This is a genomic window from Actinocatenispora sera (assembly GCF_018324685.1).
GTDB classification, from domain to species: domain Bacteria; phylum Actinomycetota; class Actinomycetes; order Mycobacteriales; family Micromonosporaceae; genus Actinocatenispora; species Actinocatenispora sera.
Genome location: NZ_AP023354.1, coordinates 1,802,930 through 1,824,326 on the forward strand (window position 1 = coordinate 1,802,930; position 21,397 = coordinate 1,824,326).

The window sequence follows — 21,397 nt, forward strand, 5'->3', positions numbered from 1 at the left end:
CCCGTCCCTCGGCCGCCTCGCCGCCCTACGCGTCGCCGTGGCCCGGGTCGCAGGGCAGTACCGCGGCGACCCGGAAGCCGCCGTCCGGGGTGGCAGCGGCGGACAGGGTGCCGCCGAGCATCGTGGCTCGCTCCCGCATGCCGACCAGTCCGTGGCCCGGCTCGCCGGCGGCCGGCGGGCTGTCCGGCGCGGCGTTGACGACCTCGATCGACACCGCCTCCGACCGGTACTCCAGCCGTACCGTCACCGGGGCGCCCGGTGCGTGCCGCCGCGCGTTGGACAGCGCCTCCTGCACGATCCGGTACCCGGAGACGTCGACGGCGACCGGCACCGGCCGCGGCGTCCCGTCGGTGCGCAGGTCGACCTCGGCGCCGGCCCGGCGTACCTGGTCGAGCAGTGCCGGCAGCTCCGCCAGACCAGGCTGCGGGGAGCGTTCGGCCGGCTGTTCGGCGCGCAGCACGCCGAGCATCCGGCGCATCTCCACCAGCGCCTGCCGGGCCGCGGTACCGATCGAGGCGAACTCGTCGCCCGCCGTGCCGGGCAGCCCGGTCAGCCGGTACGGGGCGGTCTCGGCCTGCACCGCGATCAGCGACATGTGGTGCGCGACCACGTCGTGCAGTTCGCGGGCGATCCGGGCCCGCTCGATGAGGACCGCGCTGCGCTGCTGCTCGGCCTCGGTACGCCGGGTCTCCACGGCCAGTTGCCGGCGCGCCGCGACGAGACTGCCGATCGCACCGACCGCGAGTACCAGCAGGGTGCCGATCACCGTGGCGGCGATCGCGTTGTCCGCGTTGATCGGGTAGAGCAGCAGCCAGACCAGCACCATCGTGACGGCCCAGATCCAGCCGAGCACGACCCGGCTGTGGCGCAGCCCGACGGCGACGATCGTGGCGAGGTACAGGATGATCTGGAACGGCTGCGCCGGCCACGCCTGGCCGTGCCAGATCGGCAGCATCGCCAGGATGGTCACGACGGACAGCCGCCAGGCCAGCAGCGGCCAGCGCACCAGCAGCACGATCGGCAGCGCCAGCAGCAGCCCGACCACCGGCGCCAGCGGCGAGGAGGCGCCGAACTCCTGCCGTACCTCGTTGATCGTCAACAGCGAGAACAGCACGGTGAGCACGGCACCGACCAGCAGCGGCCAGGCCCGCGGTCGCCGCTGGCCGGGTACCCGGTCGCTGCCGATCAGCATCGTGACGAGCCCGATCAGCGGCGTCGCGACGACCATCGGGTACCGCCGGGAGATCCGTGCGGCGAGCCGCGCGGCAGGCCCGCCCGGTGCCCGACCGGCGGTGCGGCGGCCGCGGCTGCTCTTCCGGCCCGCGGCATCGCCCCTGTCGGGCGAGATGGGTTCGGCCGCCCGTGAGGTCGGGTCGGGCGTCCGTGATTCGGGGTCGGCCGCCCGGGAGGTCGGGCCGGGCGTCCGTGCTGCGGGGTCGGGCGTCCGGGAGGTCGGGTCGGGCGTCCGTGATTCGGGGTCGGGCGTCCGGGAGGCGGGGTCGTCGCCGGGTCGCCGGCCGGGGTCCCGGGACGGCGGGTCAGGCATCGCCGCCGGCGTCGGGGAGCGGGGCGGGATCGCCGGGCTCGACCCGGAAGCGGCGATGCTGCAGCGACGGCAGCCGGCGCCGTACCGCGGCGACCCGCTCGGGCTCGAGGACCGTGACGGCGATGCCGGCGGCCTCGGCGACACCCGCCACCGGTACCCCCATCGGGTCGACGACGACGCTGTTGCCGGCGCCGGTCGGGGCGCACTGGTCGGCGGCGAGCAGGTAGACGGTGTTCTCCACCGCGCGCGCCCGGGCCAGCAGCCGCCAGTGGTCCTCCTTCTGCGGGCCGGTCGCCCACTGCGCCGGTACCACCAGCGCCTGCACGCCGGCGTCGGCCAGTCGCCGGGCGAGTTCCGGGAACCGCAGGTCGTAGCAGGTCATCGCGCCGAACCGGAGCCCGTCGGCGTCGAACGTGCACAGCTGGTCCGGGTCGCCGGGCGCCACCCAGTCGGATTCGGCGTAGCCGAACGCGTCGAACAGGTGCACCTTGCGGTAGCTGGCGAGCAGATCGCCGTCCGGCCCGAACGCGAGCAACGTGTTGGACACCCGGCGCTCGCCCGGCAGCGTCTCGTTCATCCCGTACAGCACCCGGATCCGGTACCGCGCGGCGAGCTCGGCGACCTTCGTCGCGAACGGGCCGTCGACCGGTTCCGCCGAGTCGAGGATGCCGGCGTCGAGCGCCCGCGTCGCGTACATCGAGTACTCCGGGAACGCGACCAGCCCCGCCCCGGCCGCGGCGGCCTGCTCGGTCAGCGCGGCGAGCGCGGTGAGGTTCGCCTGTTTGTCGGTACCGGCGGAGAACTGGCCGACCGCAACGCACACCATGCCCCGACCCTAGCCGTTCCGCCGCGCCGGCAGGTCCGCCTGCGATGCCGCGCCGGCCGGTGGCTGCGCCGGCAGACCCGCCTGCGATGCGGCGCGGCGGTGCCTGCGTCGGGCCTGGCCATACCCGGGATCCGACCAGGGCGGTGCGCGCCCGGAACCGGGGTGACGGCGGGTCACGCGCACGGTAGTTTCGATCGCCGTGCGCATTCTCGTGTTGGGCGGTACCGCGTTCGTCGGCCGGGCGATCGTGACCGCGGTCCTGGCGGCCGGCCACGACGTGACGATCTTCTCCCGCGGTCGCACCGGTACCGACCTGTTTCCCGAGGTCACCCGGCTGGTCGGTGATCGCGATGCGGACGATTACGGCGCGCTGGCCGGCGCCGAGTGGGACGCCGTGGTGGACACGTCCGGGTACCACCCGCGCCACGTCGGCCGGGCCATGGACGCCCTCGGTGACCGGATCGGCCGGTACCTGTTCGTGTCCAGCCACGCCGTCTACACCTCGGACGGGGTGCGAGCCGGCAACGACGAGAGCACGCCGCGCCGGCCGGCCGAACGCAGCGGCACCGAGGAACTGACCAACGAGACGTACGGGCCGCTCAAGGTGGCCTGCGAGGACGACGTGGTGGCCCGGTACGGCGAGCGCGCCACGATCGTGCGCCCCGGCAAGGTGGCCGGCCCGTACGACAACCAGGGCACGTTCACCTACTGGGTGCGCCGCGCCGCCCGCGGCGGTGCGGTCGCGCTGCCGGCGGACCCGGCGCAGCCGGTGCAGGTGATCGACGTCCGCGACCTGGCGACGCTGGCGGTGCGGCTGATCGAGGCGCACCGGCCGGGTGCGTTCAACGCGGTCGGCCCGGACGAGCCGACCACGCTCGGCGGGCTGATCCACACCTGCGCCGCCGCGGCCGGCACCGAGGTGCGGATCGTACGGGTGCCGGACGAGCACGCGACCCGGATGTTTCCGCTGGTCAGGCCGTTCTGGCCGGGGCAGCAGCGCAGCTTCGCGGCGGCCCGGGCGGCGGGCCTGCCGGCCACCCCGCTGGCCACCACCGCGGTCGACACCCGCGCCGCCGACCGCGAACTCGGCGAGCCGCCGCTGTCCTGGGACCACGGCTTCGACCCGGCCACCGAGGCCGCGTTGATCGAGCGGTACGGCTGAGCGGCTGGTACGGCGGACGGCTCAGCCGAGCCCGGTGGCGCGCAGGGTGATGTTGATCCGGCCGGCCGGCAGCGCCGGATCCGGCGAGCTGCCCGGCTCGACCCGCACCACCCCGTGGTACGCGAGCCGCGATTCGCCGCCGAACACGAACACGTCGCCGGATGCCAGCGTCAGGTCGGTGTACGGCCGGGACCGGTTCTCGGTGTTGCCGAACCGGAACAGGCAGCTGTCGCCGAGGCTGAACGACACCACCGGCTCCCGTGCCTTCTCGTCGGAGTCCTGGTGCATGCCCATCCGGGCGTCCGCGTCGTAGAAGTTGATCAGCGCGGTGTCCGGCCGGTAGTCGTCGCTCGGCTGCCGGTACGACTCGGCCAGCGCGGCGCGGCCCCACTCGGCGAGCCAGTCCGGCAGCGGCGCCACCGGTTCGCCGTTCACGTCGTCGGCGGTCCGGCTGTACCGGTAGGGCTGCCAGTGCCAGCCGAGGCAGACGGTGCGGGCCGACATCCGGTGCCCGCCGGGCAGCAGCGTGTGCCGCGCCGGTACAGGCCCGGCCGCCCACCGCAGGCACGCGTCGGCGAGCCGGCGCTGCCGGTCGGCGTCCAGCCAGCCCGGCAGGTGCACGGCGCCCGGCCCGACCTCGCGCCGGCCCATCCCGAACAGCGGCAACGTCACCGGCCCATCCTCCCTCGTCCGGCCGTCGGTCAGGCGGCGTCGTGGAACACCAGGCCGAGGGTGTGCCGCCGGCCGGAACGGACCGCGGACACGCCGTGCCGTACCGGCGCGGCCGACCAGCCGCGGGCCGATGCGACCGGCCGGTCCCGGGTGGTGAAGACCAGCCCGTGGCCCTGCTCGATCAGCGTGGCGGTACCCCGGGACTGGGCCCGCGGTCGCTGCTCGACGAGCAGGAACTCGCCTCCGGTGTGGTCCACCCCGGGGTCGTTCAGGTTGATCACCACCTGCAGCGGGAAAACCTTGTCGCCGTACAGGTCTCGGTGCAGCGCGTTCCAGTCGCCGGCGTCGTAGCGCAGCAGGATCGGGGTCGGGCGCTGCTGCCCGGCGTCGTGGCAGATCGCGAGCCACTCGTCGAGGGTGTCCGGCCACTCCGCGTCCCGGCCGAGCCGGGCATACCAGTCCCGCGCGATGGGCAGAAGCCGCTGGTACAGCGAGTGCCGCAGCGCATCGACCGGCTCGGGGAACGGCGCCGCGAAGTACCGGTAGCGGCCCGAGCCGAACCGGTGCCGGGCCATGTCGATGGTTGCGCGGAAGTGCTCCGGCCGGTCGAACAGTGCGGCGAGCCGGCCGCACTCCGTCGGCGTGAGCAGCTGCGGCAGCGGTGCACACCCGTACTCGTCGAGCTCGCCGGCCACCGCGTCCCAGTCGGCGGCGGCCACCCGCCGGGCGTACCGATCGGCGGTCATGATCTCTCCCGGGGTAGGCGGTATCCGTGCGCGCCGGCGGCGCCGGCGCAGCGGCGCTCCGGGTGTCGCGGGAGCGCGATGCCTCCACCCTGCACCGGCCCACCGGCACCCTGCTGGCGAGAAACGGACCTCGCGTCCCGCGGACCGATGCGCCACCGGCGAGGCTGCGCCGCCCGGCTCCACCGGCACGGCGATGTCCCGTCACCAGGAGCGTCACCGTCTCCTCGCCCGGCGCCAGCGGTGCCGTCACTGGTATCCGGAGTTGCGGGCGCGGGGTCAGCGGCGCTTGCGGCGGCGTTTCCGGTTGGCCTGGCCGGCGGGGCGGCCGGGCGCGGCCGGCCGGTGCGGGGTGCGCCGCGCCGCGGTGCGCGCGGGCACCGGTAGCTGGATGCCGTACCGCAGGGACAGGAACCGTTGGGTGGCAAGCGTTGCGGTACCGGCGATGAGCATGCCAGCGAGGTTGACCCCGAGCTGGACCGCGGACTCGCGCACCTCGACCCAGTGGGCCAGGGGGATCGCCACCGCGATGTTGCCGGCGGCCGGCACCGTGGTGACCGAGATGAACACGCCGACCAGCGCCGACGACTTCGACGCGGTGATGGACAGGATGCCGGCGATGCCGGCGAGGACCGCGACGATGAACGACCACTTGTCCGGATGCACGATGAAGTCGGTGTTCGGCCGGTGCGACAGGTCGGCCGGCCCGATCCAGCCGAGCCACCGGCTGGCCGTCGCGCAGGCGGTGGTGATCGCGATCGCCACCAGGAAGCCGACCACCAGGGTGCGGACGGCCACCGCGATCCGCTGCAGGTCGGCACGGACCAGGCCGAAGCAGATCGCTGCGACCGCGCCGAACTCGGGGCCCAACACCATCGCGCCGACGATCAGGATCGGCTGGTCGAGCAGTGCGCCGATCGCGGCGATCTGGGTAGCGAGCGCCAGGAACGCGAGGAACGCCCAGCTCAGCCGCGCGTCGGCGGCGGTGCGGGCGTCGAGTTCGTCCCACAGCACCGCGTCGTCGTCGTACCCGGGGGCGGATTCCTCCGCGACGGTCGCGCCGACCGAGATGGACACGTCGATGGTCTCCACGGCGATCGATCCCGACTGGTCCACGCCGAGCTCGCGCAGCCGCTGGAGCATCGCGTCGGCGGCCTCCCGGGCCATGTCGAACTGGATCAGGTCACCGGCCGGTTCGCGCGCGGCGCCGGGCAGGACGACCAGGTTGGTCACCGCGATGCTGGCCCCGCACAGGTCGCTGACCTGCTCGGTCAGCCGCGGTGGTGCGATCACCCGGATGTGCAACATGTGAAGAATTGTGCCGGTGGCACGCCGGCGCCGTGCCGAGGTGTCCCATGTCACTCGCGCGGTATGCATGGCCTGGCCGCTCGGCTGGTATTGACAAGAGATGGGGCTGAGGCAACTGCCGGGACCGGTCGTGCAGGCACCGATGGCCGGCGGGGCGACCACGCCGGAGCTGGTCACCGCGGTCGGCAAGGCGGGTGGCCTGGGCATGCTCGCCGCCGGCTACCTGCCGACGGCCGGGCTGGCCGAGCAGATCGCCACGGTCCGCGACGTCGGTGTCCCGTTCGGGGTGAACCTGTTCGTCCCGACCCCGGACACGGCCGACCCGGACGCTGTCGATGCCTACCGGCGGCGGCTGGAGCCCGCCGCGGCCCGGCTGGGCACCGAGCTGGGTGTGCCGGGCTGGACCGACGACGAGTACGAGGCGAAGCTCGACCTGCTCGCCGCGGTCGGCGTGCCCGTGGTCACGTTCACCTTCGGCCTGCCGACCGAGCAGGACGTGATCGCGTTGCGCCGGGCCGGCACCGAGGTCGGGGTCACCGTGAACAGCCCGGCGGAGGCCGTCGCCGCCGATCGCGTCGGCGCGGATTTCGTTGTCGCGCAGGGCATCGAGGCCGGTGGGCATCGAGGTGGCTGGCTCGGCGGGGAGCAGTTCGGACTGCTCTCGCTGATCCGGCTGATTCGCTCCACTGTGGACATCAAGGTGATCGCGGCCGGCGGGATCGCCGACGCCGTAGGGGTTCGCGCCGCGCTGGCGGCCGGTGCACTCGCCGCCTACGCCGGTACCGCGTTCCTGCGCTGCCCGGAGGCCGGCACCCCGGAGCCGTACCGGGATGCGCTGGTGGCGCCGGAGTTCGCCGAGACGCGGCTGACCCGGGCTTACACCGGCCGGTGGGCACGCGGCCTGGCGAATCGCTTCATGGCCGAGCAGGAGCGGTACGCGCCGGAGGCGTACCCGCAGCTGCACGGGCTGACCCGACCGCTGCGCGCGGCGGCAACCGCGGCCGGCGACACCGACGTGATGGCGATGTGGGCCGGTCAGTCCCACGCGCTGGCGACCGACGAACCCGCCGCCAAGGTGCTGCACGCCCTCACTCCCTGAGAGATCTGCGGGCGAACGGTTCGTGCCGGCGCCGAGGGGCTCAGCGGTCCTCGAAGATCAGCGCCAGGCCGGCGGCGAAGATGGCGTCCGGGGTGAGCGAGAGTCGGCCGGCCTCGGTCATCGCCCGGGCCACGGTGGGGTAGCGCCGGGCGAATCCGGTCGTGGGTTCGGCGTCGGCCGAGTCCTGTTCCTCGATGACGTGGCCGAACGTGTAGTGCAGTGCCGTGTAGACGATCGCGGCCGCCTCCGGCAGCGGCCGGCCGCTCGCCTCGATCGCCCGCAGACCGTATTCGGGGATGCAGGCGAGGGTCGGGGTGTGCGGCGGCCGGGCGCCGGCCACGACGCGGGCGCCGTCGGGATAGGCGAGCATCGCACGACGCAGCCGATGGAGCAGCTCGACGTACCACCGCCGCCAGTCGCTGCCCGCCGGCATCGGCCGTGGCTCACCGAGTGTCTCCCGCAGCAGCGCGTCGGCCACGGCGTCGAGCAGCTCCCGCTTGTCGCGGAAGCGCCAGTAGATGGCGGGGGCCTTGACCTCGAGGCTCGCGCTGAGCTTGCGAAAGGTGACCCCCGCCAGCCCTTCCTCCTTCAGCAGTGCCAGGGCCGCCCTGACGATGGTGTCCGCGTCCATGCCCGCCACTCTATAACTGTGTTACATTGAGCTCAATGTAACGGCGTTATAGGGAGGGCGTCATGAACCAGCAGCTCGTGGACGGCATGTGGAGCTACCTCCGCGCCGGGCTCGACATGGACCTCGCCGCACTCGATCGGATCTACGACCCGGAGTTCGAGAACGTGCGCGTCGACCAGGCCGGGCAGACCGTCACCCTGACCAAGGAACACTTCATGGCCCGGTTCCGGGCGCTGCGCGAGCAGGGCGAGCGGATCGGCGAGTCCATCGACGACGTGACCTTCCCCGCCACCTCCGACCTCGGCGATCAGGCGGTGATCGTGATGCGCCGGGTCAAGGACGACGAGCCGGTGCTCTACACGTTCGTCTGGCGGATGCGAGACGGTCGCCCGACCACGATGCTGCGCGAGTTCACCTTCGACCGCGACATCAGCTACCTGCTGGCGATGATGTCGACGCGGTAGCGCCGCGCCGACGCGGCACGGCGAGCGCCAGCGACAAGCGTCAGCGATGTGCGCCAGCCGTTCCCCATCCCGACCGGCTCGATTCGGTGCTCGTCCTGCCCGGCGGTCAGCTGGTTGCCGTGGCGAGGGTGGTGGCGAGGTCGGCGGGGCGGCTCCACATCGGCCAGTGCCCGGTCGGCAGGTCGACCACGTCGAGCGCGCGCAGGGTGGCGGTTTCGGCCATCATCGGGTGGCCTTCCCGGGCCATCTTGAGCAGCACCTCGGACGGGTACGAGCAGGCCACGATCGTGGTGGGCACGTCGCGGCGGGCGTCGTTGTCCAGGTGCACCGGTTCGCGCAGTACCGCGCCCGGTTCGGGTACCGCGCGTTCCCGGAAGGTGCGCAGGGCGTCGTCGTCGAGCCCGTCCAGGCTGGCCTGCAGCTGGTCGAACGGCGGCAACGACAGCTCGGCGAGGTCCGCCGGTACGGACGGGTCGAAGCCGGCGCCGTCCGCGACCGGGCCGCTGTCGACGTAGATCACCCGCGCCACCGCGGTCGGATCCCGGTCCAGCAGTACCGAGGTGGGCAGGTTGGCGCCGCTGTGCGCGACGAGTACGACCGGGTCGGGCTGCTCGGCGACGACGCCGCGCAGGTACTCGGCCTGGTCGGTGACGGTCGCGGTGGCGCGCTGCGGGTCTGCGGGGTCGAGTCCGGGCAACGTCACCGGTACGGCCCGGTGGCCGGCGGCGCGCAGCCGGTCGGCGACCCCGTCCCAGGCCCAACCGCCCAGCCAGAACCCCGGTACGAGAACGAACGTGGAAGTCTGCATGCGTCCAGGTTCGCGCGCCGGGTGGACCACGGCATGTCACTGTTACCGTCACCATTTCTGCGATACTGGTGCGGTGAACCGGGTCGAGCGACTGCACGCCCTCACCGAGTCGCTGCGCCGGGCCGGCGCGGGGGGCCGGACGGCGGCGCAGCTCGCCGACGAGTTCGAGGTGACCACCCGGACGATCAAGCGCGATCTCGCCGCGCTGTCCGCCGCCGGCGTGCCGGTGTGGGGCCGCACCGGCCCCGGCGGTGGGTACGGGCTGGCCGAGCGGGCATCGCTGCCGCCGGTGAACTTCACCGCCGGGCAGGCGCTCGCGCTGACCGCCGCGGTGGCCGCGTCCGCGCAGGCGCCGTTCGCCGACTCGGCGCGGGCCGCGACCCGCAAGGTGCTCGACGTGCTCACTCCGGCCGACCGGGGGCGGGCTTCCGCGCTGTCCCAACGGATCTGGGTCGACGTCGGGCCGAGCGCGCCGCGCCGCGTGCTGTCCGTACTCGAGCAGGCGCTGCTCGACCAGGTCACCGTCAACATCGCGTACACCGACGCCGGCGGGCGGCGCACCCGGCGCGAGGTGGAGCCGATGATCTTCGCGTTCACGCACGGCCGTTGGCTTCTGGTCGCCTGGTGCCGGCTGCGCGACGACGTGCGCTGGTTCGACCTGTCCCGGATCGGCCGCGCCACCGCCACCCGCCGCCGCTGTGCCGGCCATCCGGTCAGCGCCATCGGTACCCCGCCCGAACAGGCTCACCCGGTCGGCGTCTGACGCGCCGACCGGTTGGGCCTGGCCACCAACCAGCGCCCGCTCGACCCGGCAGCGGGGCACGCTGCCGGCGGAGGACGCCGCCGGGCAGGTCACCTGGCGGGTGATTGCAGGTCACCGAGCCGAATTCTGCCCGTCGATGCGTTGACACCTGCCCGGACTCAGGGTTAGTTTCCCGCACATGGCTCGTACCTTGAAAACGGAGTTTCACCAGGCGAAACAAGCCGAGGAGCGAGACGGTGGCGTGACCCGCACGCTGTCTCGTGGGCTCGCCCTGCTGTCCGAGATACTCGACGCCGATGCCCCGCCGACGCTGACCGAACTGGCGTTGCAGACCGGGCTGTCCAAGGCCACCGTGTCGCGGCTGCTCGCGACGCTGGTCGAGGCGGGCTTCGCGGCGCAGACGCCGGGCGGCCAGACCTACTCCGCCGGGCCGTCCATCGCCCGCTGGCTGCGGACCAGCCCGCTGGAGGCGTTGCTGACCCAGCAGGCGACTCCGGTATTGAGCGAGCTGCGGGACCTGTCCGGTGAGACCTCGGTGCTGTGCGTACCGGTCTGGCCGGACCGGGTGTGCATCGCACGCAGCCTCTCCACCTCCCCCATCCGGGCGCAGAAGACGATCGGTGAGAACGGCCCGCTCACCCGCGGCTGCAGCGGCCGGGCGTTCCTCGCCTTCGCCACCGAACGGTATGTCGATGCCGCTCTGCAGGCCCGCCCGCTGGTCCGGATGACCGACACGTCCATCGTGGACGTCGACCGGTTCCTGGCCCGGCTGCGGGCCGAGCGCGAACTCGGCTACACGATGTCGACCGGCGGCACCTACCCGGACATGAACGGCATCGCGGTACCGATCTTCGCGGCCAGCTCGACGCTGCCGATCGCGGTGATCAACGTGAGCGGCCCGTCCGCCCGGTGGACGAAGCCGGCGATGGAGCGGTTCGCGCCCACGCTCAAGGAGCACGCCGCGCAGCTGACCGCGTACTTCACCTCGGAACGGCTGTCGTGATCAAGGCCGTTGCCGCGACCGGACAGCTGGGTACCGGGTTCAAGGCGGAGACGCTCGCACACGCCGCCGAGGGCGCCGACTTCATCGGGTGTGACGCGGGATCGTCCGACCCGGGGCCGTACTACCTGGGATCCGGGCAGACCCAGTCGTCCGACGCCGCGGTACGCCGCGACCTGGAGCTGATGATCGCCGCGGGGCTGCGACACGACATCCCGGTGCTGATCGGCTCGGCCGGCACCGCCGGGGCCGGCCCGCACCTGGCCCGGACGGTACGGATCGTGCGGGAACTCGCTGCCAAGCACGGCTGGCACTTCCCGCTGGCCACCGTCGACAGCGAGGTGTCCGCCGAGCGGGTCGTCCGGGCGTACCGGGAGGGCCGGCTGAGCCCGCTCGCCGGGGCGCCGGACATCGACGAGGAGTCGATCCGCGCCGCGGGGCACATCGTCGCGATGCAGGGCCCGGAGTGCTTCGCCGACGCCCTGGGCCGCGGCGCGCAGGTGGTCGTGGCCGGGCGTACCAGTGACACGGCGATCTTCGCGGCGTTGCCGATGCTGCGCGACATCCCGCCGGGGGTGGCGTTCCACGCGGCGAAGATCCTGGAGTGCGGTGCGGCGGCGGTGGTGGAGCGCAAGTACCCGGACTCGATGGTGGCGTTCCTGGACCCGGACGGGTTCACCGTCGAGCCGCCGAACCCGGACATGGTGTGCACCCCGCAGAGCGTCGCGTCGCACACGTTCTACGAGACCGCCGACCCGTTCCGCCTGGTGGAGCCGGGCGGCACGCTGGTCACCACCGACGCGGCGTACGCGCCGGTGTCGGACCGGGCCGTGCGGGTCACCGGAAGCACGTTCGAGCCGGCCGGCGACTACACCGTCAAGCTGGAGGCGGCGAGCCTGCTCGGGTACCGCACGGTGGTGTTCGCCGGTGTGCGGGATCCGTTGGTGGTACGCCAGATCGACCGGTTCGTGGCGACCACGAACGCGGTGATCACCGGCAAGGTCGCCGACAGCCTGGGCATCGCCGCGGACGACTACCGGATCCGCTGGAACGTGTACGGCCGGAACGGCACGCTCGGCCCGCTGGAGCCGGCGACCGAGGTGTCCGGGCACGAGGTGGCGCTTCTGATCGACATCGTCGCCGCCGACCAGCAGGCCGCGCAGGCGATCGGCTCGATCGCCTGGCACACCGCACTGCACCAGCCGATCCCCGAGTACAGCGGGCTGGTCAGCCACCTGGCGTTCCCGGTGTCCCCGCCGGCGATCAGCGCCGGGCCGGTCTACGGCTTCTCCCTCAACCACGTGCTGCATCTCGACGACCCGGCCGAGACGTACACCCTGACCGTCGAGAACGTCTGAGGCGACCATGACCGAGCTGCACCAACTTGCCAGGCTGATCCGCAGCAAGAACGCCGGCCCGTTCGAACTGACCATCGACGTGATGTTCGCCGACGAGGCGTCGTACCGGCGGGTCGTCGATGCGGGCGTGCTCGGCGCCGAACGGATCGCCGCACTCTACCGGGTCGATCCGGCGGACGTTCGGCTGTTCCGGGCCGACGTCGCGCTGGCCATCAAGGTCTCGCTGCCCCGGCCCACCCCGTCCGGCAGCCCGACCGACACCGACATCTTCGGCGGCCAGTTCCACAGTCCGATCGTCTGCCTGGAAGTTCCCTGAGTCGTACCCGCTTCGCCTGCCTTGCAACGGTTTCCTGTTCCGCGGTCAACAGAAGGACATCATCATGGACGGCACACCCACCGAGGCGAACCGGATCGACCGGGTCCGCGAGCTGCTCCCGGAGATCGCGCAGATCGGCGACGACACCCTGCGTGCCGCGGTCGAGCAGATCTGGGCGCAGGTGTGGAAGGAAAGCGACTGGGCCGATCTCGCCGAGATCCCGAAGAACCCGTCCGCACCGGCGGCGCCGCAGCGGGTACCGGACGCGTGGACGCTGATCACGCACAGCCGGGCCGTCGCCCAGCTCGCCGAAAGCAGCGCCGAGACGATCCTTACCCTGCACGGCATCCCGTACGACCGGGACGTGTTGCTGACGATCGCCCTGCTGCACGACGTGAGCAAGGTGGTCGAGTACGAGGGCACCCGGGACGCGATCGCGAAGAGCCGCACCGGCCGGTTGATCCAGCACGGCGTGTACGGCGCTTTCCTGATGTGGCAGCACAAGTTGCCGGTCGAGCTGGTACACGGGGTCATCGCGCACACGCCGTCGTCGCGCGGCGTGCCGCAGACGCACGAGGCGTTGATCGTGCGCTACACCGACTTCCTGGACACCGACTCGATGCTGCTGGACGCCGGAGAGGAGCTGTACCTGTCATGACGACGCTGGTGTCACCCGGTGCTCGTTACCGGGAACTGTTGCGGGGCAACGACATCCTGGTCCAGCCGTCGCTGGCCGACCCGCTGTCCGCCCGGATCGCCGCGGATCTCGGCTTCCGTGCGCTGAGCCTCGGCGGCTACGCGATGGGCGCGCACCGCGCGGTCACCGAGCCGCTGCTGTCGTTGACCGACGTCGCGGACATGGTGCGCCACGTCCGGGCGGTCACCACGCTGCCGCTGCTGGTCGACGCCGGCGCCGGCTGGGGCGAACCGATGCACGTGATGCACACGGTGCGCACCCTGGAGGCGGCCGGCGCGGCGGCCGTACACATCGAGGACCAGGTCTTCCCCAAGCGGGCCCACTACCACAAGGGCGTCGAGCACGTCGTCGGGCTCGACGAGCTGCTGCAGAAGGTGCGCGCGGCGCTCGCCGCCCGCACCGACCCCGACTTCGTGATCTGCGCCCGCACCGACGCGATGCGCACCGACGGGTACGACGAGGGCATCCGCCGGGCGCGCGCCTGCGCGGACGCCGGCGCCGACCTGGTCATGTTGTTCCCCAACAACGACGACGAGGCGGAGGCGGCGCCGCGCGACCTGCCCGGGGTACGGCTGGTCTACGTCAACAGCACGGGAAACGACCAGGGTCGGGGCGTCTACCCGGCCCGGCAGCTCCAGCAGTGGGGCTGGGCTGTCCTGTACGACTCGATCAGTGTCACGAACGCCGTCTACGCTGCCGTCCGGCAACTGCTCGGCACGCTCGCCGACACCGGTGAGGCCGGGTTCGACCGGGACACCGTCATCGGCATCCGCAAGAACGTGGAACGCACCATCGGTCTCGACGAGCTGTACGCCGTCGAGGCGAACACCGTCGAACGCTAGGCGATCGGCCGCCCACCGGCCTCGCACTCCGCGCCGTTCTCGACGGATCCCCTCCTGCGCACTCGACTTCACCAGAAGGCGATCACGGCCATGTCAGAAGCGAACCCAGCAGTACCCGTACCGTCCCCGCTGCCCCGGCAGGACCGGCGGCGGACCATCATCGCCGCGTCGGCCGGCAACTTCGTCGAGTGGTACGACGCCGGAATCTACGGCATCGTTGCCGTCGTCCTGGCGAGGAAGCTGTTCCCGTCCGACGTCGACCCGAGCATCGCGCTGCTCAACACCTACGCGGTGTTCGCCATCTCGTTCCTGCTCCGGCCGCTCGGCGGCATCGTGTTCGGGCACATCGCCGACAAGCTCAGCCGCCGCCGCGCCCTGTCGGTCACCATCATCATGACCTCCGTGGCGACCGGGCTGATCGGCCTGATTCCGGGTTACGGGACGATCGGCTGGTTCGCGCCCGCGCTGCTGTTGCTGCTGCGGCTGCTCCAGTCGATGGGTACCGGTGGCGAGTACTCCACCGCCATCAGCTTCGTCTACGAGCACGGTGAGCGGGGCCGCAAGGCGGTCGCGGTCGGCCGGCTCACCTCGCTGACCTTCGGCGGGTTCCTGATCGGTGCGCTGTTCTCCACCATCGTGTCGGCGGCGCTGCCGTCCGGCGCGTACGAGACGTTCGGCTGGCGGATCCTGTTCCTCATCGCGATCCCGATGGGGCTGGTCGGCTGGTACCTGCGCCGACGCACCGAGGAGGGACCGGAGTTCCAGGCGCTGCAACAGGTCCGGCGGGCCACCCGGGCCCGGGTGATGCCGCTGTTCGAGGCGGTCCGGCGGTACTGGCGACGGATCATCGTGTTCACCTTCTTCATGGGCAGCTGGTCGGTGTTCGCCACCCTGCTGACCAACTACCTGCCGACCTTCCTGCACGGCAACCCGTCGCTGTCGAACACCGAGGCCAACGCGGCGAACCTGTTGGCGAGCGTCATGGTGGTCGTGTTCGTCCTGCTGTTCAGCCCGGTGGCGGACCGGATCGGGCTGCGCCGGGCGATGATCGTCGCCTCGGTGGTGCTCGTCGTCGGCATCGTGCCCGGCTACGCGATCGCCGGCAGCGGCCTGGCCGGCGGGTTCCTCGGCGCCGCGATCCTCGGTACCTGCAAGGGCGTCCTCGCGGTGCCGGCGTTGCTCGCGATCAGCCAGATCTTCCCGGCCGGCATCCGGGTCACCGCGGGTGGCCTCTCCTACAACATCTCGGCCTCGGTACTGGGCGGCACCGCACCGGTGATCGCGGTGTGGCTGAACGGCGTCTCGCACAACTCGTTGCTGTTCTCGGCCTACCTGGTCTTCTACGGCATCCTGACGCTCGTCATCACGTTGGTCTGCGCCAAGCGCTGGATCGCCGAGTCGGCGGAGCACTCCGGTGACGCGGCCACGAACCCGAGCGCCGTGCTCTCGGTGGCCCGGATCGACCCGGCCACCGGCGAACTGGGTACCACCGAGCCAGCGTGACCTCGGTGGGCGGGGGCGGCGGCCCGGCCCGCCCTCGCCCGCGGATCAGTGCCGGCTCCGGTCAGCCGGTTCGGATTCGGGCCGGTTCCCGGTTGGGGCCGGTTCGGGTTCGGGCCGGCTCGCGGTCGGCCTGGCTCTTGGTCAGGCCGGTTCCGGGTTCGGGGTGGGCGCCGGTTCGGCGGTTGTCGCCGGGATCGGCAGGGCGGCGGTGACGCGGAAGCCGCGGTCGGGTAGCGGCCCGGCATCCAGGTGGCCGTCGAGCAGGGCCGCCCGCTCGCGCATCCCGACGATGCCGAACCCGTGCCCGGTTCCCGTACCGCGGCCGGGTTCGGCGCCGGGCCGGCCGTCGTCGACGACCTCGACGCACAGCTCGGTCGGCCGGTAGGCCAGGTCGATCCGGCAGGACCGGGCGGTCGAGTGCCGGATGACGTTCGTGACCGACTCCTGCACGATCCGGTACGCGGCGAGGTCCACGGCGGCGGGCATCGCCCGTACCGTGCCGGTCCGGCGCACGGAGACCTCGATGCCGGCCTCGGCGGCGCCCGCGACGAGCCGGTCGACCTCGGCGAGCCCCGGCGTACCGGCCGGTTCCGGCCCGGCGGGATCGGCCCGGCGCAGGGCGACGAGGGTACGGCGCAGCCCGGACAGCGCCTCCCGGCTGCTCGTCTCGATGACCCGCAGCGCCTCCTGCGCCGCGTCCGGCTGGGTGTGGATGACCCGGTTGCCGACGCCCGCCTGGATGGCGATGATGCCGACGCTGTGCGCGACCATGTCGTGCAGCTCGCGGGCGAGGCGCAGCCGTTCGGCGGTCATCGCGCGCTCGGCGGCCTGCGCCCGGGACGCGCTGGCGAGCTGCCGGCTCTTCCGGATCGACTGCCCGACCACCCAGGCGAACACCGCCGCGTACAGCACCGGCGCCTGGTACTCCGCGAGGTGCGGGCCGGGCCCGCGCGCCAGCGCGAACACGTCGTACCCGGCGGGGACGAGCACGCCGAGACCCAGCGCGATGAGCGCGGTGCGGCGCGACCGGGTCGCCGAGACGTAGCACAGCGCCACGTACACCGGGATCATCTCGCCGAACCCGACCCGCAGCCGATCGCCCGGCTGCACGCCCGGGATGAACTGCTGCCCGGCGAGCACACCGGCCGCGGCCACGGCGCCGGCGGCGAGCACCGCCAGCGCCGCCAGCGGGTACCGCCACAGCAGCGCCGCGGCGACCGCCACCGTGCCGGCCACCGCGGCGGGCCCGGCGTGCGCGTACCCACCGCCGGTACCGAGAGGTGGCGGCAGCGTGTTGACGGTGAGCAGAACCGTCAGCACGGCGGCGCCGATCCACATCAGTACCGGGCCCAGGTGGCGGTCGACCGGCACGGGAAACCGGGGAAGGGCGCGCATGCCGTGACGGTAGCCGCGTCGCGGCCGTGCAGCGTCGGCCCGTGGACGTACGCCCCGGGGCGCATGCACCCCGGCCCGCCAGCGGCGGGGCCGGTTGACCCTGCGTCGGCTGCCCCGGCGCTGGTCAGGTCTCGTCGACAGGGAGGACGAAGCTGCCGCGCCCCTGCACGGTGACGATCAGCCCCTCGTCGATCAAGATCCGGTACGACTTGCGCACGGTCAGGCGGTTGACGCCCGTTGCCTGCTGCACGAACGTCTCGGAGGGGAGCCGGTCGCCGGGGCCGAACTCGCCGGACGAGATGGCGTCTCGAACCAACTGGGCAATCTGCACGTAGACGGGCGTGAACGCACCCGGCTTGACCTTCGCCCAATCGACCATGATCGAAGGCTAGGCGCGAAACCCCGGTGCTTCTGATCATCCGTCGGGGTGTCCAGCGATAGCTGGGTCTAGCCCATAGTGTCCATGTGCGCTACTGTGCAGGGGTCGGAAATGAGGCGACCCCGCGGTGTCGGGCAAGGACAGCCGCGGGGTCTGACCGCTCACGAAGGGAGCGGCTGTGGGCCACGGTACGCATCCGATCGCCCGGTATTCGACCCCGCACGCGGGCGACCAGGTCTTCATCAGCCCGGCGGCCGGCGTGCACGGCCACGGCTGCTTCTGGGCGATGGTCGTCGAGGCGATCCCGGCGCTGGTCAAGGGCGCGATGTACCTGAAGGTCGTGCCGGTCGCCGAGATCGACGGCAACCCGACGGTACGGACCTTCTACGTGCGGCTCGCCGGCCTGCTGACCCGGTCGATGTCGTGACGACCTCGGCCGTGCTCGGCTGGGTTCTCTCGCTGTTCCTCGCGTTCGCCATCGGCGTGGTCGTCGGTCATCGGCAGCGCTGAACGAGGCTCGTAGTCGACCGGGTTTGACTCACTCAACGATTTACCCTTCAGTAAACATTACTGAAGAGTGAAACGTGGGGAGCGGTCATGCCGGAGTACGCGACAACGATCGAGATCGCCGCGCCGCCCAGCCGGGTGTGGCAGTGGTTCGCGAGCCAGCAGGCGCTGCGCCGGTGGCTGTCGCCCACGCTGGAGATCGACCTGCAGGTGGCCGGGCGGTACCGGATGCTCGGCGGCGACGGCGAGACCTGGATCAGCGGCCAGGTCCTCGAACTCGTACCCGAGGGCAAGCTCATCCTGTCCTGGCTGGAGGAGGGCGCCGGCTGGGTGCATCCCGGCCGGCTGGTGATCGAGCTGACCGCCACCGCGGGCGGCACCCGGGTCACGCTCACCCACGACGGCTTCGCCGGCATCGGTACGCCGACCTGGCGGCGCACCGCCGACACGTACCAGCGCGGCGTCGCCGAGCACCCCGTCCTCGACCACCTCGCCGCGGCCGTGGCCACCGGCGACGTGCCCACCGCCGTACCCGCCGATGCCTGACCGCGGGCACCCCACCGCCCACCCGCCGTCCCATCACGGCGCCGGCCCCGATCACGGCGCCGGCCCCGATCACGGCGCCGGCCCCGATCACGGCGCCGGCCCCGATCGCGGCGCCGGCCCCGATCACGGCGCCGGCCCCGATCACGGCGCCGGTCCTGGTCACGGCGCCGGCCCCGATCACGGCGCCGGCCCCGATCACGGCGCCGGTCCTGGTCACGGCGCCGGCCCCGATCGCGGCGCCGGCCCCGATCACGGCGCTGGGCCCGATCGCGGCGCCGGCCCCGATCATGGCGCTGGGCCCGATCATGGCGCTGGGCCTGGTCACGGCGCCGGTGCCGACCACCGTGCCGGTCTCGATCACAGCGCCAGGGCCGATCACGGCGCCGGGTCTGCCCGGCCGCCGGGCGACCACGGCAACGGGGCCGCCCGATCGGCGGGAGACCGGGGTGACGAGGCGTTTCGGGCGCTCGCCGATCCGACCCGGCGGCGGATGCTCGATTTGCTCGCCGAGCGCGGCACGCTGTCGGTCGGCGAGCTCGCTGCCGAGTTCCCCGACCTGGTGTTCTCGGGCATCTCGAAGCACCTGATGGCGCTGCGGGCCGCAGGCCTGGTCACCGCGACCAAACAGGGCCGCAAGCAGCTGTACCGGATCGACGAGGCTGGCTTCACCGCCGCCCTCGCCCCCTGGGTGGCCCGCTACCAGGCCTACTGGCCCACCGCCCTCGCCACCCTCCGCACCCTCGCCGAATCCCCCGAGAACCCCGCCCCGCCGCGTTGATCAAGGGATTGGTACACGTTGTCCCAGCATCGGCTGTCCCGATCCCTTGATCAACGTCGCAATCCCTTGATCGGCGTCGCAATCCCTTGATCAACGCGGCGAGCCCTTGATCAACGCGGCGAGCCCTTGATCGGCGTCGCGAGCCCTTGATCGACGTGCTGGTCCCTTGATCGACGCGATCTCTGGGCACAGCGGGGTCAGCGGCGTTGCTCGGCGGGGCACCACCAAGTGGTACGGCCGCCGATCGTGCCGCGCGTCATCGGCACGTGGTCTCGCGGGCAGCTGGCGCCGGCCCGGCGCAACCCGACGATGGTCAGTTCGTGTACGCCGCCGGCCCGGATGGAGGCGCGCAACGCGGCCCGGGTGGCCCGCAGCAGCCGTCGCCGGTCGTCGTCCGTGAGGTCGGCGACCGGGCGGCCCGGATGTACCCGGGCCTGCCACAGGATCTCGTCGGCGAGCAGGTTGCCGATCCCGGCGAGGCGGCGCTGGTCCAGCAGGCGGGCCTTGACCGGTGCCGCCGCGCCGGCCGCCAGCGCGGACCGGAACTGCGCCGGGGTGATCGTCTCCGCGTCCGGGCCCAGCCGGTCGACCGGCGGGTCCAGCCGTACCCGGCCCAGGCGGCGCGGATCGACCAGCAGCAGCCGGCCGCCGTCGGCGAACGCCAGGCCGAACCGGGCCCAGCGGTAGTCACCGGGCCGCCGGCCGCCTTCCCAGTGGTCGCCGCCGTCGACCTCGGCCCCGTCCGCGTCGACCACGACGATCTTGCCGGACATGCCGAGATGGATGCCCAGCGGTACCGACCGTGCCGCGGAGTCCGTCTCGCACCACATGCTCTTGCCGCGCCGGTGCGCCGCGACGAGGGTACGGCCGCGCAACGCCCGGCGGATCTCCCCGGGCGGATGCGGCCGGCACACGTACCGGTCGGAGTCGTCGACGTCGGTGATCCGGCGGCCGAGCCCGGCGCGTTCGATCACCGCCCGGGCGGCCTCCACCTCGGGGAGCTCCGGCATGCCCGCCCCCTCCGTGGGTTCCTGTACCAGCCGGGCCCCGTCGTTGATCGTGGCATCCGCCGTGGCCGGTGGTGGACATGGGGATTCACGGGCGGCCCGTCGGAGGCCAGCGCCACCCGTGGTGACTCAGTCGAAGACCTCGTCCAGCGACGCCGCGTTGACTGCCCGCGAGAGCCAACTGTTGAGCTGCTCAGGATCGGTGCACTCGGTGATACGGTGCTGGATCTCGTCGGGGACATCCCAACCGCGCGCCCTCAGCACTTCAAGCAGCGCATCGCTGCGGGCCTCGGCACGGGCCTCGGCACGGGCCTCGGCGCGGAGGCGGCGGGCGTAGTCGCTCTGGAACTCGAAGGTGTGGGTCGACATCTGCGCCTCCAGGTAGCGGCGTGCCGCTTCGGGCAGCGCCGCGAGCATGATTTCACTGTAACGGATGGCCAAGTCGCGATCGATCGTGTCGAGCGCGGCGTTCGCCGCGTCGAGCGCCTGGTGGCTGGCCGGGCCGGTGGCGTGCGCGAGACCGGCCAGCACCGCCACTTCCGGGGTGCCCACGCCAATGGGTATCTGGTTGGGCCCGGCGACCCGCGGTTGCAGCACCCAGCCGTCCTGGTTCAGTTCGATGGGTTCGCCGCACCAGGCGGCGGTGCGGGTGTCGGGGCAGACCACGAGCAGTGCGACGGGACATCGGAGTCTGGCCCGCAGGGTGGCCAGGTAGACCGGCCAGCTCCATCGTTTGGCCGGGTCCGGGCGCAGCTGGATCTCCACCACGACCGACAGGACCGGCCGATCGTTTCCGCAGAGCGTGACTACGGCGTCGGCGCGGTATTCGGTGTGCGGCAGATCGTTGGCCTCGGCGGCGTCGAGCCGGGCCTGGCGCCAGTCGGGCAGCTTGATGCGGAGCACGTCGCCGAGCAGCGTGGCGGCGAGCGACGGGTTCTCGTGAAATATCTCGATCAACGCTTCGTGCATGACGGAGGGCATGATCGTGACGTTACGACCACGGTACGACAAAAACCGTGCGCAGTGTGATCGTCCGTTCTACCCCGC

General features: G+C 72.5%; 23 protein-coding genes and 2 pseudogenes. 13 read left to right on the forward strand and 12 right to left on the reverse strand.

All coding sequences use genetic code 11. The annotated features are described in order from the left end of the window. Positions 1–25: 25 nt before the first annotated feature. Both Asera_RS08680 and Asera_RS08685 read right to left on the reverse strand, forming a co-directional pair. On the reverse strand, positions 26–1,228 hold the full coding sequence (locus tag Asera_RS08680; protein ID WP_051802880.1) for a sensor histidine kinase: 1,203 nt from the start codon (positions 1,226–1,228) through the stop codon (positions 26–28). A 310-nt stretch (positions 1,229–1,538) separates the two neighbouring features. Next, on the reverse strand, positions 1,539–2,372 hold the full coding sequence (locus tag Asera_RS08685; RefSeq protein WP_030449031.1) for a carbon-nitrogen hydrolase family protein: 834 nt from the start codon (positions 2,370–2,372) through the stop codon (positions 1,539–1,541). 199 nt (positions 2,373–2,571) lie between these two features. Between Asera_RS08685 and Asera_RS08690 the strand changes: the two genes are divergently transcribed. Beyond that, complete coding sequence (locus Asera_RS08690; protein ID WP_030449030.1) at positions 2,572–3,534, forward strand: NAD-dependent epimerase/dehydratase family protein; 963 nt, start codon at positions 2,572–2,574, stop codon at positions 3,532–3,534. A 21-nt stretch (positions 3,535–3,555) separates the two neighbouring features. Here Asera_RS08690 and Asera_RS08695 read toward each other — a convergent pair whose 3' ends face one another. The 3 genes from Asera_RS08695 to Asera_RS08705 form a co-directional block, all read right to left on the reverse strand. Continuing rightward, positions 3,556–4,206 (reverse strand): alpha-ketoglutarate-dependent dioxygenase AlkB family protein, encoded by a 651-nt coding sequence (locus Asera_RS08695; protein WP_211255764.1) that lies wholly within the window; start codon positions 4,204–4,206, stop codon positions 3,556–3,558. 29 nt (positions 4,207–4,235) lie between these two features. Then, the gene (locus Asera_RS08700) at positions 4,236–4,952 is read right to left on the reverse strand and encodes a 2OG-Fe(II) oxygenase (protein ID WP_030449028.1); all 717 of its coding nucleotides are present in this window, start codon (positions 4,950–4,952) and stop codon (positions 4,236–4,238) included. 276 nt (positions 4,953–5,228) lie between these two features. Further along, positions 5,229–6,257, reverse strand: a complete 1,029-nt coding sequence (locus tag Asera_RS08705; RefSeq protein WP_084132610.1) for a DUF389 domain-containing protein — start codon at positions 6,255–6,257, stop codon at positions 5,229–5,231. 100 nt (positions 6,258–6,357) lie between these two features. Between Asera_RS08705 and Asera_RS08710 the strand changes: the two genes are divergently transcribed. After that, a complete protein-coding gene (locus Asera_RS08710; protein ID WP_030449026.1) occupies positions 6,358–7,356 on the forward strand; it encodes a nitronate monooxygenase in 999 nt (332 codons plus the stop codon). A gap of 40 nt (positions 7,357–7,396) precedes the next feature. Here the strand turns inward: Asera_RS08710 and Asera_RS08715 are convergent, their stop codons facing one another. Then, positions 7,397–7,987 (reverse strand): TetR/AcrR family transcriptional regulator C-terminal domain-containing protein, encoded by a 591-nt coding sequence (locus Asera_RS08715; RefSeq protein WP_051802879.1) that lies wholly within the window; start codon positions 7,985–7,987, stop codon positions 7,397–7,399. A gap of 62 nt (positions 7,988–8,049) precedes the next feature. Between Asera_RS08715 and Asera_RS08720 the strand changes: the two genes are divergently transcribed. Further along, entirely contained in the window at positions 8,050–8,451 is a 402-nt protein-coding gene (locus tag Asera_RS08720; RefSeq protein ID WP_030449024.1) for a nuclear transport factor 2 family protein, read from the forward strand. Positions 8,452–8,557: 106 nt separating this feature from the next. Here Asera_RS08720 and Asera_RS08725 read toward each other — a convergent pair whose 3' ends face one another. Continuing rightward, positions 8,558–9,259 carry an alpha/beta fold hydrolase gene (locus Asera_RS08725; RefSeq protein ID WP_030449023.1) on the reverse strand — a complete coding sequence of 234 codons (702 nt, stop codon included), beginning with the start codon at positions 9,257–9,259 and terminating at the stop codon, positions 8,558–8,560. A 73-nt stretch (positions 9,260–9,332) separates the two neighbouring features. On the opposite strand from Asera_RS08725, the gene Asera_RS08730 reads away from it, so the two are divergent. From Asera_RS08730 to Asera_RS08760, 7 genes are all read left to right on the forward strand, one after another. After that, on the forward strand, positions 9,333–10,022 hold the full coding sequence (locus Asera_RS08730; protein WP_030449022.1) for a helix-turn-helix transcriptional regulator: 690 nt from the start codon (positions 9,333–9,335) through the stop codon (positions 10,020–10,022). A gap of 178 nt (positions 10,023–10,200) precedes the next feature. Then, complete coding sequence (locus tag Asera_RS08735) at positions 10,201–11,025, forward strand: IclR family transcriptional regulator (protein ID WP_084132608.1); 825 nt, start codon at positions 10,201–10,203, stop codon at positions 11,023–11,025. Beyond that, complete coding sequence (locus tag Asera_RS08740) at positions 11,022–12,380, forward strand: acyclic terpene utilization AtuA family protein (protein WP_030449020.1); 1,359 nt, start codon at positions 11,022–11,024, stop codon at positions 12,378–12,380. The genes Asera_RS08735 and Asera_RS08740 overlap by 4 nt, the downstream gene beginning before the upstream one ends. Positions 12,381–12,387: 7 nt before the next feature. Then, the gene (locus Asera_RS08745) at positions 12,388–12,696 is read left to right on the forward strand and encodes a DUF4387 domain-containing protein (RefSeq protein ID WP_030449019.1); all 309 of its coding nucleotides are present in this window, start codon (positions 12,388–12,390) and stop codon (positions 12,694–12,696) included. Positions 12,697–12,760: 64 nt separating this feature from the next. Next, the gene (locus Asera_RS08750; RefSeq protein ID WP_030449018.1) at positions 12,761–13,354 is read left to right on the forward strand and encodes an HD domain-containing protein; all 594 of its coding nucleotides are present in this window, start codon (positions 12,761–12,763) and stop codon (positions 13,352–13,354) included. After that, entirely contained in the window at positions 13,351–14,235 is an 885-nt protein-coding gene (locus Asera_RS08755; protein WP_051802878.1) for an isocitrate lyase/PEP mutase family protein, read from the forward strand. The genes Asera_RS08750 and Asera_RS08755 overlap by 4 nt, the downstream gene beginning before the upstream one ends. A gap of 90 nt (positions 14,236–14,325) precedes the next feature. Then, a complete protein-coding gene (locus Asera_RS08760; protein ID WP_051802877.1) occupies positions 14,326–15,738 on the forward strand; it encodes an MFS transporter in 1,413 nt (470 codons plus the stop codon). A 141-nt stretch (positions 15,739–15,879) separates the two neighbouring features. Here the strand turns inward: Asera_RS08760 and Asera_RS08765 are convergent, their stop codons facing one another. Together Asera_RS08765 and Asera_RS08770 are read right to left on the reverse strand one after the other, a co-directional pair. After that, a complete protein-coding gene (locus tag Asera_RS08765; protein ID WP_084132605.1) occupies positions 15,880–17,133 on the reverse strand; it encodes a sensor histidine kinase in 1,254 nt (417 codons plus the stop codon). Between the two features lie 124 nt (positions 17,134–17,257). Continuing rightward, the gene (locus Asera_RS08770; protein WP_030449014.1) at positions 17,258–17,512 is read right to left on the reverse strand and encodes a GntR family transcriptional regulator; all 255 of its coding nucleotides are present in this window, start codon (positions 17,510–17,512) and stop codon (positions 17,258–17,260) included. A gap of 178 nt (positions 17,513–17,690) precedes the next feature. Here Asera_RS08770 and Asera_RS08775 point away from each other — a divergent pair, with 178 nt between their 5' ends. Continuing rightward, on the forward strand, positions 17,691–17,939 hold the full coding sequence (locus Asera_RS08775; protein WP_030449013.1) for a hypothetical protein: 249 nt from the start codon (positions 17,691–17,693) through the stop codon (positions 17,937–17,939). Positions 17,940–18,109: 170 nt separating this feature from the next. Then, on the forward strand, positions 18,110–18,565 hold the full coding sequence (locus Asera_RS32985) for an SRPBCC family protein (protein WP_030449012.1): 456 nt from the start codon (positions 18,110–18,112) through the stop codon (positions 18,563–18,565). Between the two features lie 40 nt (positions 18,566–18,605). Here Asera_RS32985 and Asera_RS33885 read toward each other — a convergent pair. Then, a pseudogene (locus Asera_RS33885) lies at positions 18,606–18,872 on the reverse strand (hypothetical protein); the annotation flags it as partial. Positions 18,873–19,028: 156 nt separating this feature from the next. Here Asera_RS33885 and Asera_RS33890 point away from each other — a divergent pair. After that, positions 19,029–19,343, forward strand: a pseudogene (locus Asera_RS33890) (ArsR/SmtB family transcription factor); the annotation flags it as partial. A 197-nt stretch (positions 19,344–19,540) separates the two neighbouring features. Here Asera_RS33890 and Asera_RS08790 read toward each other — a convergent pair. Further along, complete coding sequence (locus Asera_RS08790; RefSeq protein WP_030449010.1) at positions 19,541–20,353, reverse strand: DNA-formamidopyrimidine glycosylase family protein; 813 nt, start codon at positions 20,351–20,353, stop codon at positions 19,541–19,543. 126 nt (positions 20,354–20,479) lie between these two features. Then, the gene (locus Asera_RS08795; RefSeq protein WP_030449009.1) at positions 20,480–21,331 is read right to left on the reverse strand and encodes a hypothetical protein; all 852 of its coding nucleotides are present in this window, start codon (positions 21,329–21,331) and stop codon (positions 20,480–20,482) included. Positions 21,332–21,397: the final 66 nt, after the last annotated feature.

What these genes read in the sequence shown, in the direction of transcription:
- Asera_RS08680 (WP_051802880.1), bottom strand. Translation starts at nt 1,228, where the DNA reads ATGGTCGTCGCGACGCCGCTGATCGGGCTCGTCACGATGCTGATCGGC.
- Asera_RS08685 (WP_030449031.1), bottom strand. Translation starts at nt 2,372, where the DNA reads ATGGTGTGCGTTGCGGTCGGCCAGTTCTCCGCCGGTACCGACAAACAG.
- Asera_RS08700 (WP_030449028.1), bottom strand. Translation starts at nt 4,952, where the DNA reads ATGACCGCCGATCGGTACGCCCGGCGGGTGGCCGCCGCCGACTGGGAC.
- Asera_RS08705 (WP_084132610.1), bottom strand. Translation starts at nt 6,257, where the DNA reads ATGTTGCACATCCGGGTGATCGCACCACCGCGGCTGACCGAGCAGGTC.
- Asera_RS08710 (WP_030449026.1), top strand. Translation starts at nt 6,358, where the DNA reads ATGGGGCTGAGGCAACTGCCGGGACCGGTCGTGCAGGCACCGATGGCC.
- Asera_RS08715 (WP_051802879.1), bottom strand. Translation starts at nt 7,987, where the DNA reads ATGGACGCGGACACCATCGTCAGGGCGGCCCTGGCACTGCTGAAGGAG.
- Asera_RS08720 (WP_030449024.1), top strand. Translation starts at nt 8,050, where the DNA reads ATGAACCAGCAGCTCGTGGACGGCATGTGGAGCTACCTCCGCGCCGGG.
- Asera_RS08725 (WP_030449023.1), bottom strand. Translation starts at nt 9,259, where the DNA reads ATGCAGACTTCCACGTTCGTTCTCGTACCGGGGTTCTGGCTGGGCGGT.
- Asera_RS08735 (WP_084132608.1), top strand. Translation starts at nt 10,201, where the DNA reads ATGGCTCGTACCTTGAAAACGGAGTTTCACCAGGCGAAACAAGCCGAG.
- Asera_RS08745 (WP_030449019.1), top strand. Translation starts at nt 12,388, where the DNA reads ATGACCGAGCTGCACCAACTTGCCAGGCTGATCCGCAGCAAGAACGCC.
- Asera_RS08750 (WP_030449018.1), top strand. Translation starts at nt 12,761, where the DNA reads ATGGACGGCACACCCACCGAGGCGAACCGGATCGACCGGGTCCGCGAG.
- Asera_RS08755 (WP_051802878.1), top strand. Translation starts at nt 13,351, where the DNA reads ATGACGACGCTGGTGTCACCCGGTGCTCGTTACCGGGAACTGTTGCGG.
- Asera_RS08760 (WP_051802877.1), top strand. Translation starts at nt 14,326, where the DNA reads ATGTCAGAAGCGAACCCAGCAGTACCCGTACCGTCCCCGCTGCCCCGG.
- Asera_RS08765 (WP_084132605.1), bottom strand. Translation starts at nt 17,133, where the DNA reads ATGCGCGCCCTTCCCCGGTTTCCCGTGCCGGTCGACCGCCACCTGGGC.
- Asera_RS08770 (WP_030449014.1), bottom strand. Translation starts at nt 17,512, where the DNA reads ATGGTCGATTGGGCGAAGGTCAAGCCGGGTGCGTTCACGCCCGTCTAC.
- Asera_RS32985 (WP_030449012.1), top strand. Translation starts at nt 18,110, where the DNA reads ATGCCGGAGTACGCGACAACGATCGAGATCGCCGCGCCGCCCAGCCGG.
- Asera_RS08790 (WP_030449010.1), bottom strand. Translation starts at nt 20,353, where the DNA reads ATGCCGGAGCTCCCCGAGGTGGAGGCCGCCCGGGCGGTGATCGAACGC.
- Asera_RS08795 (WP_030449009.1), bottom strand. Translation starts at nt 21,331, where the DNA reads ATGCCCTCCGTCATGCACGAAGCGTTGATCGAGATATTTCACGAGAAC.